Annotated in this window: 9 protein-coding genes and 3 pseudogenes; 6 read left to right on the top strand and 6 right to left on the bottom strand. The window is 61.7% G+C overall.

All coding sequences use genetic code 11. The features are described from left to right. Positions 1-349: pseudogene (locus EOA29_RS11395) on the top strand (transposase); the annotation flags it as partial. 79 nt (positions 350-428) lie between these two features. On the opposite strand, the gene EOA29_RS11390 reads toward EOA29_RS11395, so the two are convergent. From EOA29_RS11390 to EOA29_RS11380, 3 genes are read right to left on the bottom strand one after another with little or no spacing between them, the layout of a single operon-like run. Further along, complete coding sequence (locus EOA29_RS11390) at positions 429-1,418, bottom strand: tyrosine-type recombinase/integrase (RefSeq protein ID WP_127220913.1); 990 nt, start codon at positions 1,416-1,418, stop codon at positions 429-431. Further along, positions 1,415-2,341, bottom strand: a complete 927-nt coding sequence (locus EOA29_RS11385; protein ID WP_127220912.1) for a tyrosine-type recombinase/integrase — start codon at positions 2,339-2,341, stop codon at positions 1,415-1,417. The genes EOA29_RS11390 and EOA29_RS11385 overlap by 4 nt, the downstream gene beginning before the upstream one ends. Continuing rightward, positions 2,338-3,912 carry a site-specific integrase gene (locus EOA29_RS11380; protein WP_245468455.1) on the bottom strand — a complete coding sequence of 525 codons (1,575 nt, stop codon included), beginning with the start codon at positions 3,910-3,912 and terminating at the stop codon, positions 2,338-2,340. Before EOA29_RS11380 ends, EOA29_RS11385 begins: the two co-directional genes overlap by 4 nt. Between EOA29_RS11380 and EOA29_RS11375 the strand changes: the two genes are divergently transcribed. From EOA29_RS11375 to EOA29_RS11365, 3 genes and pseudogenes are all read left to right on the top strand, one after another. Continuing rightward, positions 3,878-4,759 carry a site-specific integrase gene (locus EOA29_RS11375; RefSeq protein ID WP_189478869.1) on the top strand — a complete coding sequence of 294 codons (882 nt, stop codon included), beginning with the start codon at positions 3,878-3,880 and terminating at the stop codon, positions 4,757-4,759. The two genes, EOA29_RS11380 and EOA29_RS11375, sit on opposite strands and share 35 nt — an antisense overlap. A 10-nt stretch (positions 4,760-4,769) precedes the next feature. Continuing rightward, the gene (locus EOA29_RS11370; RefSeq protein ID WP_127220911.1) at positions 4,770-5,975 is read left to right on the top strand and encodes an IS91 family transposase; all 1,206 of its coding nucleotides are present in this window, start codon (positions 4,770-4,772) and stop codon (positions 5,973-5,975) included. A gap of 360 nt (positions 5,976-6,335) precedes the next feature. After that, a pseudogene (locus EOA29_RS11365) lies at positions 6,336-6,791 on the top strand (transposase); the annotation flags it as partial. A 265-nt stretch (positions 6,792-7,056) separates the two neighbouring features. Here the strand turns inward: EOA29_RS11365 and EOA29_RS11360 are convergent. Then, positions 7,057-8,325, bottom strand: coding sequence for a serine hydrolase (locus EOA29_RS11360; RefSeq protein ID WP_127220910.1), 1,269 nt, complete (start codon positions 8,323-8,325; stop codon positions 7,057-7,059). A 254-nt stretch (positions 8,326-8,579) separates the two neighbouring features. After that, positions 8,580-10,148 carry a M81 family metallopeptidase gene (locus tag EOA29_RS11355; protein ID WP_127220909.1) on the bottom strand — a complete coding sequence of 523 codons (1,569 nt, stop codon included), beginning with the start codon at positions 10,146-10,148 and terminating at the stop codon, positions 8,580-8,582. Positions 10,149-10,340: 192 nt separating this feature from the next. On the opposite strand from EOA29_RS11355, the gene EOA29_RS11350 reads away from it, so the two are divergent. After that, positions 10,341-10,730 carry a transposase gene (locus EOA29_RS11350; RefSeq protein ID WP_189478868.1) on the top strand — a complete coding sequence of 130 codons (390 nt, stop codon included), beginning with the start codon at positions 10,341-10,343 and terminating at the stop codon, positions 10,728-10,730. A gap of 707 nt (positions 10,731-11,437) precedes the next feature. On the opposite strand, the pseudogene EOA29_RS11340 reads toward EOA29_RS11350, so the two are convergent. Beyond that, positions 11,438-11,999 (bottom strand): annotated as a pseudogene (locus EOA29_RS11340) (aminotransferase class I/II-fold pyridoxal phosphate-dependent enzyme); the annotation flags it as partial. On the opposite strand from EOA29_RS11340, the gene EOA29_RS11335 reads away from it, so the two are divergent. Continuing rightward, positions 11,920-12,144 (top strand): thiamine phosphate synthase (locus EOA29_RS11335; RefSeq protein ID WP_245468454.1); only part of this gene is annotated, 225 nt, incomplete at its 3' end. The pseudogene EOA29_RS11340 and the gene EOA29_RS11335 sit on opposite strands and share 80 nt — an antisense overlap.

The following is a 12,144-nucleotide window of genomic DNA, read 5'->3' as shown; positions in this document are numbered from 1 at the left end:
GTGCGAAGAGATCGACGGCAAGGTCAAAGCGTTCCTTGAAAGACCCATCGAGGGCGACTGGCCCTATCTGTGGATCGACGCCACCTATCTGAAGGTGCGCCGCGGCGGGCGCATCGTCTCCGTCGCTGTCATCATTGCCGTCGGCGTCAACGCGGACGGCCGGCGCGAGGTGCTGGGCATGGACGTCGGCACGTCTGAGGCTGAGCCGATCTGGACGGAGTTCCTGCGCAAGCTGACCCGCCGCGGCCTGCGCGGCGTCAAGCTCGTCGTCTCCGATGCCCATGAAGGCATCAAGGCGGCCGTCACCAAGGTGCTGTGCGCGACATGGCAGAGGTGCCGGGTCCATTATGCCGATGTCCGGATTATGCCGACCTTGGGGGTGGATGTCGGCTTCGGAGGCGGTGATCGCTGCGATGAGGTCGGCATAATTAGAGCGCCTCGAGGAAAGCGAGAAGCTTGTCGGGCGGTCTGTAGCGTCCTGGTGCCGTGTTGGCCGGCGTGGTTTTCGCCAGGGTGCGTTCTTTAAGCTCCAGATCGGCGTGCAAGTAGATGTGGGTGGTCTCGATCTGTTCGTGGCCAAGCCACAGCGCGATCACCGAGGTGTCGACGCCGGCACGCAGCAGTCGCATTGCCGCGGTATGACGCAAGGTGTGCAGTGTGACCCTTTTCCGCTGCAGCGACGGACAGTTTCTGGCAGCGATTTCGACATACCTCGCGAGCCGGTGCTCGAGAGCGTCGCGGCTGATCATCCTGCCGGTCTGTGTAGGGAAGAGGGGATCGGCCAGCTGCCCTGCACGTTCGGCCTGCCAGACGCGCAGCACGGCGGCCATGTTGGAGGTAAGGGGTGTGATCCGCTGCTTTCGCCCCTTTCCGATACAGCTGACATGAGCGCCGGAACCGAGATGGATATCGGCGCAGTGAAGGCCGATCAGTTCGGACGCCCGCAGGCCGGTTTGGGCGGCGAGCCGAAGCAAGGCGTGGTCGCGCCGCCCGGTCCAGGTCGACCGCGCGGGGGCGGACAGCAATACATCGAGTTCCTCCTCCGTCAGGAACGTCACAAGCCGTCGCTCAAAACGCTTAGGCGGAATCGCGAGCACCCGTTCGATTGTCGCGGCGTACTCGGGGTAACGAAGGGCGGCGAACCGGAACAACGACCGGATTGCGGCAAGCCGCGCATTCCGGGTCCGCGCGCTGTTGCCTCGATGACGCTCGAGGTGATCGAGGAAGTCGCCGACACACGCGGCATCGAGGTCGTTGAACTCCAGCCTGGAAGGCTCTGTGTCATGCCGCGCGGCGGCGAAGACCAGCATCAGTCGCAGGGTGTCCCGATAGGCGGCGAGCGTATGCGGGCTGGCTTGCCGCTGCCGGATCAGGCGGTCGGTGAAGAACGCCTGCAAGGTCGCGCTGAGGGCGGTCATGCGCCGCCTCCGATCCGTCGTTCCAGACGATCACCGGCCAGTTGCAGCAATTCCGGAGCCGCCGAGAGATACCAGTACGTCTTGCCCGGATCGACGTGACCGAGATAGGTCGACAGTAGGGCAAGCCGGCGCCCCGGGTCGCCGCCGTCGCGATAAGCATCAAGAAGCGTGCGAACGGCAAACGCGTGCCGCAGGTCGTGGAGCCGTGGTCGGCAACCTGCCGAGCGCGGGGCGATGCCGACGCGACAGACGAGCTTCTGGAACATGTTTTGAACGTTCACATAGAGCAGCCTGGTGCCGGCCGGCGAGACGAACAGGGCGGGCGTGTTCGGCGGCCGGCGGGGTTGATCGCGCCGGCGCAGATAATTGCCGAGGGCCGCAACAGTGCTCGGATGTAACGCCAACTCGCGGGATTTTCCGGACTTTCCGCGCCGAATGGTGAGGCCGCCGCCGACCGCATCGAAGTCGTCGCGGTCCAGGCCGATCGCTTCTCCAACCCGCATTCCGGTCACGGCCAGCAAGCCGATCAGGGTCCGGTAGGTTGCTTCCCGATGCGGCGTGCGCAAGGCCGCGGTTGCCGTCATCAAGGCGATGACGTCCTCCTGCGAATAGAGGTAGGGCGTCGCTCGGCAAGATCGTCCCGGCAGCAGATCACACGGCGGCACCTCGGTTGCCGGCTCGATCCCGCGCAGATGGATCGCAAAGCGGCGAACGACGGAAAGTCGCGCCGACATCCAGCTTCGATCGGCGCCTGCCGGCAGCATCGCCCAAGCGAGGGCCGTCTTGGTGGTCAGGTGGTCTTCGCCCTGCGCCTCGAGATAGGTGAGGAACTGGGCAAGAAGCTTCTCGGACCGAACAAGCGTGTAGCCGAGGGCGCGACGCATGGCCAGGTAATCGGCCAGGGCCTGGCGAAGGGCGCTCATGCCACCTCTCCCGGCCAAGGGCGGGCGATCGTTCGCAGGGCTTCGCGATCAACCTTGGCATAGATCGCCGTTGTCAGGGCGCGGCGATGACGCAGGACCTGCCCGACCTCCGGTAGCGACGCGCCGGCGCGCAACATCGCCGACGCCGCCGTATGGCGCAGGCGGTGGGCGTGGATCCGGCCGAGCCCGGTGCGGCAACCGGCGGCGGCCACGATTTGCGACACGCCAGCGCTTGTGAGGGCATTATGAGGCGCCCTGACGCGCACAAATACTGTCCGGCCCTGGGCGGTCCGGGGACGGCCGTGGCGCAGATAGGCCGCCACCGCTTCGCCGACATCGGCCGGCAAGGGAAGGTGTTCGATGCAGTTTCCTTTGCCCCGTACGAGGATCTCACCGGTCCGCCAATCCAGGTCGTCAAGCTTGAGCTTGGCGACTTCCCCCGCCCGCAAGCCGAGACGAACCAACATGGTCAGGACCGCGAAGTCGCGGCAGCCGTTCGACGTATCGCGGCCGCAGGACGTCAGCAGGCGCTGAACCAGGTCGCAATCCAGTCCCTTTGGCAACCCAGCCAATCGCCGACCGGCGACCGAGGGCACGCAAGCGGCAAGAGATTGCGCGATGAGACCCTCGACATGAAGGAACGTGAGCAGCGACCGCAGCGCCGTTACAGTCAGGCTTGCCGCGCCGCGGCTCAGCTGAGGGCAACGTGCCACGACAAAGGTGACGACGTCGGTCGCGGCCAAACCCGCAAGGTCCAGGGCACGCCCGTCGGACGACAATCGATGACGCAGAAAGGGGCGCACCATCCGGGCATAGACATCGGCGGTCGCTTTCCCCAAACCGCGCTCAATCGCCAGATAGCGTTGGTATCGTTCCAGCAGCTCATCTGCCGGATCGTCGGGTGCACGGGGCGACGGCAGCACCACGCCGCGAGACTGCAAATAGGCCAACAGGGGCTGCAATGCTTTGATCGAGCGGAGCTGCGGGCCAGCGGCACGACGGGTACGGACGAACCGATCGACCTCGCTCGCACCCAGTCCCTCCACATCCATGCCTTCCAATGCGAGCCAGCGGCTCAATCGCGCCACCAGCCGCATCTGCTCGCGAGCGGAAAGCGGCGTATAGCCTTGTCGGGCGAGTTCGCCGGCAAACCCAGCCGCAAACGGGCAAGCGGGCCCTGGACGCGAACGCGAAACGGATCGATTGACATGAAAGCATCCCCTTCTTTGGAAACAAGAAGAGGAGTTTGCACGATCCGTCAGACCGCCGGTGATTATGCCGACCTCATCGCAGCGATCACCGCCTCCGAAGCCGACATCCACCCCCAAGGTCGGCATAATCCGGACATCGGCATAATGGACGTTGGACGAACCCGCTTCGCGGGAAAGTCTTGCTCGGAGGTCATTGATCCGGTGCAGGCGAGGCATCCTGGCATGATTGGCCGGACGTAATCGGCCGGGTTCATAGGGGCTTGCTTCAGGCAAGGTGACGCTGCTGCCCACGCGCAGCGTCACCTCTATGCCAAGGAGCCGTTTAATGACCCCGCTTCGGTTACGCATGATAAACGACATGCAAGTCCGCAATCTGTCGCCGCATACGCAGGACTCGTATCTGCTGCAGGTTTCGCAGTTTGCCCGCCATTTCGCGAAGTCGCCGGCCTTGCTTGGGCCGGAAGATGTCCGCACCTATCAGATCTATCTGACGAATGAGAAGAAGCTCGCGCCGAAGTCGGTACACGTGGCCGTTTCGGCGCTGCGTTTCCTGTACCGCGTCACACTCGGCTTCGAATGGGATTACGATCTCATCATTCCGTGCCCCAGGGTGCCGAAGACGCTCGCGGTCATCCTCAGCCCCGAAGAGGTGCTGCAATTCCTCGGCTGTGTGGAAAGCCTGAAGCATCAGACGATCCTGACGACATGCTACGCCGCCGGTCTGCGCATTTCCGAAGCGATACACCTGAGACCGGAGGCCATCGACCGACAGCGGATGGTGCTGCGCGTCGATCAGGGCAAGGGGCAGAAGGACCGTTACGTCATGCTCTCGGCGCGCTTGCTGGAGACGCTGACGGACTATTGGCGTGCCGTCCGGCCGAAGACGTGGATGTTTCCCGGCGCCATCCCCAACGAACCGATATCGATCAACGCGGTGCAGAACGCCTGCGGCAAGGCGCACCGGCTGTCGGGCCTGGGCAAGCCCGTGACGCCGCATTCGTTGCGGCACGCCTTTGCCTGCCACCTACTTGAGGCCGGCACCGATATCCGTACCATCCAGCTTTTGCTCGGCCATCGCAGCCTGTCGACCACCTCGCAATATCTGCGGATCGCAACCAGCAAGGTCTGCGCGGCGACGAGTCCGCTGGAGTTGTTGCCACGGCCAGTCCCGAAGGCGGCGCCACCGCTACCACCTGAACATTTCTGACGGTCGCCCCATGGGGCGATCTGGTCCGGAGGTGGCGGATGTATTCCGCCGCTATGGTGCTGCTTGGCGTGAGCAGCACGGCGCGTCGCTGTCGACCGAACGGCGTGCAGCCATGACGGCCATCGAGCGCTGCCGCACGGCGGCGCTCGGTGGCCATGTCGAACAATGCGACCGCTGCGGTGAGCGGCGGATCGCCTACAACAGCTGCCGTTCGCGCAACTGCCCCAAATGCCAGTCCCTGGCGCGTGCGGATTGGATCGAAGCGCGGCGGGCGGAGCTTCTCGACACGCAATATTTTCATGTCGTCTTCACCGTACCCGACGAGATCGCAGCGATCGCCTTCCAGAATCCCGCTACGGTCTACGACATCCTGTTCCGCGCGACCGCCGAGACGCTGCGCACAATCGCTGCGGATCCCCAGCATCTCGGTGCTCAGATCGGGTTCTTCGCGGTGCTTCACACCTGGGGACAAAACCTCTCCCATCACCCCCATCTCCACTGCGTCGTTCCGGGTGGCGGGCTGTCGCCGGACGGAAGCCGGTGGATAGAATGCCGTCCCCGCTTCTTCCTTCCGGTGGCTGTGCTCTCGCGGCTGTTTCGTCGGCTGTTCCTGGAAGACCTGCAGAAAGCCTTCACAGCCGGCAAGCTACGCTTCTTCTCGTCGCTGGCAGGGCTCAGCGACGCCGCTGCATTCCGGCGTCATCTGGATCGGGTGCGCCACATCAACTGGGTGGTCTTCGCCAAGGCCCCCTTTGCCGGCGCCGAGCAGGTGCTGAACTATGTTGGACGCTACACGCACCGTGTAGCGATCGCCAACAGTCGCATCGTCGACATCGAAGATGGCAAGGTCCGTTTTCGGTGGAAAGACTATCGTGACGGCGATCGGCAAAAGGTGATGACGCTGGAGACCGGGGAGTTCATTCGACGCTTCCTGGTCCACGTCCTGCCCGACGGGTTCAAACGCATTCGCTATTATGGGCTCCTGGGTAACCGTCATCGCAAGGAGAAGCTTGCCCGTTGCCGCGAACTGCTTGGAATGGCGCGCGCCGATGTACAGGCGGAACCGAAAGACAGCGCCGATTATCACGACAAGGTCGAGAAGCTGACCGGGGTTTCCCTGCGTGAGTGCCCGAGCTGCCGCAAGGGGCGGATGGTCTGCGTCGAGGTCCTGGTGCCGTCTTCATCGAAGGCCGTGATATTTTCGGATACGTCATGACGAGCGGCTGCACGCAACGCCATGCTGCCTGTCGCGTCAGGCAACGGGGACCCTGTTGCCGGGCTTCCGGAATTGACCGATCGACGCTTCGTGCTTCCCGCCCTTGCGCGTCACGACAACATGCTTTGACGTGGATCTTTCGTCCTGGTGCCGCGCTTGACTACGTCCCTCGGCCAAATCAGCGCCGGCATGCGCAGGGACACAGCATTCAAAACCCATAGCAGCAACGTCGCGCCCTGCGGCTTCGTCCAACACGTTTTTAGCTTACCGGCGCAGCCAATGTAGGCGCTTGAATGGCAGGCGGCCGCTACAGCGCCGCCAACCTAAAAACGCTCTTTATTATGCCGACGTCGGCATAACGTCCACTTCATGAGGAACGTGCTGGCGCATGCCGGCAAGAGCGGCCGCCGTGTCGTCTCGGCCTTCATCGCCACCGCCTTCGCCCAGGAGACGCCCGAGACCGCGAGCCTTCAATGGCGCGCCGTCGCCGACCAGATCCGGCCGAAGGTGCCGAAGCTGGCGACAATCATGGACGACGCCGAGCCCGACGTGCTTGCCTACATGACTTTCCCCAAGGAGCACCGCGCCAAGCTGCACTCGACCAACCCGATCGAGCGCCTCAACGGCGAGATCAAGCGGCGCACCGAGGTCGTCGGCATCTTCCCAAATGATGACGCCATCGTCCGCCTGGTTGGCGCGATCCTGCTCGAACAGAACGACGAATGGGCCGTGCAGCGCGCCAGATACATGACGCTGGAAACCATCAGCCAAATGAGCGATGATCCGCTCATCAGCCTGCCAGCCGTGGCGCGCTGATCATCCCGGCCCCATGCCGGAGAGCGCGGCGACCAAGCCGTCAGCTACACCACTTCCAGGGACACGATCGCCGGCCGCTTCGACGGTTAGGTCCCGATAGATTCACACAGTGGCCTAAACCAAGCAACCCAAGTGAAAGCCAAGGGTTGATCGTACTGGACGCGGAGTTGGGATCGTCGTGACCCAGCAGTACGCCAGCAAGCCAGAAACGTCCGGTTGACACATTTTGGCAGACAAAATCGGCTCGAGCGCCTCATTCGGACCGCTAACCGCGCAATGTTCGCGCCAGGGCAAGTATCTGCGGCCCGGTTATGGGCTCGTTAGCCGAGCTCTCCCCGATTGGATGTGACGCAAAACGCGCGACCACCATCTCTGCTTTGGGCGCAATGTGCAGTCGCTGTCCCTTCAGTCCTCGAGCTTCGAAACCGTCCACTTCGTTGTGCGTCAGCCACCATTGACTGCGGTACGAAAACTCACGCGGTTGGCTCACGTCGGACCTCGCATCGCCGCCGCTTCGTATGTCGTGTATGGCCGTTGCTGGGATCACTTGCTTTCCATCCCATTCGCCTTCTCGTCTCATCAGTTCGCCAAAACGCGCAAGGTCACGCAAAGTGCACGACAGCCCGGCACCAGAGACAGTCATTCCGGCGGGGTCTACGAACAGGTAGCCATCCTCTTCGCAGCCAATCGGCCCCCAAATGCGTTCCTCGAGCAGTTGCGCGAAGGATCGACCTGTGACACGTGCCATTACCCAGGACATCACTTCGGTATCTACGATCTTGTAGGCGAACGCTTCGCCATGTTCGGCCACCTTGGTCAAAGTGCGCAAGTACTCGGTGATCGTCCGTGGCCCTTTCACATCTTTGGTTCGCGGGCGCCACCCGCAAGCCCGGGAAAATTGCCAAATGCCCGAGTATGGATCGTCGTAGTCGACAGTGAAGGACACGCCAGTGCGCATATCCATGACTTGGCGAAAAGTCGCGTCCTCAAACGCGGTTCCGCGAAGCTCAGGTAGATAATGCCCAACTGTTTTTTTGTCGTCGAGCACACCCTCCTGAACGAGTGCAGCCGCAAGCGTTCCCGCATATGACTTAGTGACTGAGTGGCATGCATGTGGCAGATGCCGCTCAAGGGCGCCAAAGTAGCGTTCATACACTATCCGGCCCCGGTGCATGACGATGATCCCGTCCGTGTAAGTCTCATAGAGCGCCTCGTCGAATCGACGCTCTCGTCCGTCTAGGTCGATAAACTCGAGAGAGTCGATTTCCGGTGCTTGGTCTTGGCTTTGGAAATGTGACACTCCTCCACGGCCTCGCCATACGTTCACCGTAGGCAACAGTTCGCGCATGTGAGAGAGGGACCATCTGAGCTGCGGAAACTCCAGAAAATTGTCGCTTTCAAACGTAACGCGCTTCTCAACCGGCGGCGGCGATCCGCACATCCAACCCTGTTCTGAAGGGTCGGATACCCAGCCATCCAAATAGTGGTGTCCTTTGAATTCGCGCGTGTTGAGGGGAGTTGCTAGATTAGACATGTCAATATCTCTATCTCTGATACCATTCCAAAAGTCGCCCTCCGGCGACTGGGTGCCCCGCTTTCAAGTAGTGGACTGTGCGAGCGGGGGCCGGCCAAGGTCCTCCGAGACGACGGAGCCGTTCAGGCCGCTATGCCATGTTTGAATCGTAGGCGGACTATCGCTCTCCGACGAACCATCCTCCCCTAGCAACCTCGCAGCTCCCCAAAGGCTTAAGGCCGGAATGTGAGTTCCAGAATCCGGCAGGCTTTGAGCTATCTTGTTTCTGCGCGGGTTGCTCCCTGCACGTCGTCAAGCGGCCAAATGGGACGGCGGACATGGCGATAAACCGCTTTGGATATTGCCTCAGATCCTATCATTCCACCGCTGTCCACCATGAGCACCTCGCGAGCAATTGGCTCGAATGCCGCCCGGAAATGATGAGAGGACTTCAGCGCGATGGTCGCGCAGTGAAGTGGGTCAATGCCGAGAGAGGTGAGTTGGGCGAGATCGGCCCCTTGGGCATTGCGCGAGATGACAACAATTTCGATCCCGCCGACACGGATCATCATGCTAGGTCCAAAGCTGTTCCAGATCCCACCCCCAAGGTACGAAGGCCCATAGCACCTAAAATGGCCGTCAGTTATTGTTACAACCGCTGCCTCCACTTCGAGAGGCCCTCCTCCCTTTTCCGGATCGTGCTTACCGCCCAAAAGGATCCGCCCCCTATTTCCGACTCCAATCATGATGCCAGCCTGTACGGCCTCTGGATCAAATATCGCGTGGAAGGCTGCATTCTGGAGGTCAGCCGCGATCATCGCACGCAGCAGTTCCGTGGCATCACCGTAGGCTCCGCCGCCGGGATTATCGCTGGTATCAGCGAGCACCAGAGGCTTTTCAGCATGCAGCTCGCCGGATTTGGCGTACTCCGCCGCTTGAATGGCGTTGGCTGCTGCCCACGGGGCGGAGAGAAACCCACGCGTTTCCCATGCGTAATCCATGAAGTCCTCGGCGATACGCTGCGCTGCCGCGGTGTCGCCATCTGCAGTCACGGTGACGCTCGGCCCAACATCATAAATGTCGCTAAGTTCAAATCCCGCGCACACGCTAACCACGAGTGCCTTTCCAGAGGCCTCCAGGTCATTGCCCCGATTGATCAGCTCGCACATCGGGCCCACTTGGGTCCGCCCGCCGTCGAGGCCATATAACATCGGCCGTTTAGCAATGACCGTTCGGGGATTTATCTCCCCGCGAAGGGCACGGTCGAGCAGTTCGGCCCCCTGCCACGCACGTTCATAATAGTCTATATGAGGATACGTGCGCACGGCGATCAACGCCGACGCATTTGCCGCCATCTTTTCGGTAACGTTAGCGTGCAGGTCGAGCGTGGCGATGATTGGAGCGTCAGGTCCGAGCATAGCTCGCAAGCGAGCGAGGATTTCCCCTTCCGGGTCTTCGTAGCCCTCTGCGACCATTGCGCCATGCAACTCGAACAGCGCCCCGTGGCAGCACTTGGCCCCTGCGAGGAACCAATCAGATATTTGCTCAAAAGTCTCCTTTGTGAGGGGGCCTCCAGGATTCGCACGGGCGATGAGGGGATGAGACAGCGCCCAGCCGAACTTCTCTGCCGCCTCAAAAACTGCACCCAGCGTAGTGCGCGTGCCACGGACAGCTGACGGAATCTCGTTGCCCTTCAGCAATCCCATGGCTTGGAAATGCTCGAGCGTAGTCGGCAGTTTGTTGAAGGTGTTTGTCTCTTGCCAGAATTGGCCGGTGAGGATGCGGTGGCTCATAAAGCCCTCTTTTGAAAATTGCGCGGGAACCGCAGGTTTGGAGATAGTCATTGGTAGCGTGATAGAGCGGACGGTGCGAGGCAATCTGCCTTTGTTGCTGCAATGTAGACAACAATGCCTGGCGGGTTTGAAATGAAAACTCCATGTGGGGCCAATGTGGACGAATTACTCAGGTATTGGTTTACGGGTTCTCGGAGCGATTTCTATGTGATTCATAGGTTGCCGACTGATTTGGAGGTCGGCATGTGCACCGAGATGGCGGATACGGATTTGGCGAACGCGCTGGAAGTGTTCCGCGCGTCGCTGCCACGGCGCGGCGCCAAGGGCCGGGATGATCGGCTATTTCTGGAAGCTACTGCATTATTTCTCGGTTCACAACATCACCTGGCGGCGCTGCCGGAGCGCTTCGGCAAGTGGAACAGCGTGTGGAAGCGCTTCGACCGGCTGAGCAAGGCCGGCGTCTTCGAGACCTTCTTCGACCATCTCGCGGCGCTCTCGTCCTCAGCACATCTGGTGCAGATGTTCGATTCGACGGTGGTCCGCGCCCATGTCTCGGCAGCGGGCGCAAAAGTGGGCAGGAAAATCAGGCGCTCGGTCGCTCGCGAGGCGGCTTCTCGACCAAAATCCACCTGAAGACGGATTTCGACGGCATCCCATCGCCTTCGACTGACCGGTGGCGAGAAGGCTGATGCGCCGCACTTTTCCATCCTGCTCGGGCTCGGCCCCGATATCGACCCGCGTGCCGTCATCGGCGACAAGGGCTATGCCAGCAAGGCCAACCGGCAAGCGGCACGGGATCGCGGCGCAATTCCCGTCCTCCCCGCATAAGGGCAACGAAAAGGACCCGCCGGCATTCTTCGCAAAAGCGCTATACCAGCGCCGAGCCCCGCATCGAACAGGCCGTCGGCAAGATCAAGCGCTTCAAACGCATTGCCCTACGCTGCGAAAAGACAAAGCGAAACTTCGCATCCATCGTCGCACTCGCCGCTGGCTTCATCTTGCTCAAATCCGCCCACAGCCCTAGAGCTAAGCGAAGTGAGCCCCGATCCAAGGCTTCGTCCGACAGTTCGTGCCGAAGGAGGTCCATTGAGCGAATGCCGTAGCCGGGTTTAACGGATCTATTGCTGCACGACAGGCCGAGATGATAGGCTCGCGGGAAGGTTGGCGACCAGGACGGTCCAGCGCTAGTTTGAAGGTGGAGAACATTCCATGAGGGCAGTGCTGGTCTGTATAGACTTGTAATTTGAAGAAACCCCATATTTTTTTGGGCTGGACACTCAAACGGTGATGACATCTGGGCGCCGGGTGTATGGCAGTATCGCAGCCAGTACTCTTATAGATCAAAAATTAAGCTCCCGGCCGACCGCGCCAAAGGCCTCGAGCGCCCGATCGATGTCGGCGCTGGAATGGGCCGCCGACATCTGCGTGCGAATGCGCGCCTGGCCCTTCGGCACCACCGGAAACGAAAAACCGATGACGTAGATGCCAGGCTTCAGCATGCGCGCCGCCATCTCCTGCGCAAGAGCGGCGTCGCCCAGCATCACCGGGATGATCGGATGATCCGCACCGGCAAGCGTAAAGCCGAGCTTGCCCATCTGCGACCGGAAGCGTTGCGCATTGTCATTCAGGCGCTGGCGCAGTCGCATCGCCAATGCGGATCAGTTCGAACACCTTGAGCGAGGCGCCAGCGATCGCCGGCATCACCGTGTTGGAAAAGAGATAGGGCCGCGAGCGCTGGCGTAGCAAGTCGATCACTTGGCGCTTGCCCGACGTGTAGCCGCCGGACGCGCCGCCCAGCGCCTTGCCGAGCATGCCGGTGATGATGTCCACCCTGACCTCGACGCCGCAACGCTCGGCCGAGCCGCGGCCGTTATTCCCGACGAAGCCGACCGCATGGCTGTCGGCCGATGTGAAAGCGATCGGCCGGGCGGGCCTGAAGCTCGGCCTCAGCACCCACGACGACGCCGAGCTGGAAACCGCCCTGCAAGCCGAACCGGACTATGTCGCGCTCGGCCCGATCTATCCGACGATCCTCAAGGCGATGAAA

Source organism: Mesorhizobium sp. M1E.F.Ca.ET.063.01.1.1 (assembly GCF_003998155.1).
Taxonomy (GTDB): Bacteria; Pseudomonadota; Alphaproteobacteria; order Rhizobiales; family Rhizobiaceae; genus Mesorhizobium.
The sequence above is the reverse complement of the archived record's forward strand: the minus strand, read 5'-3'. Positions and strand labels throughout refer to the sequence as shown.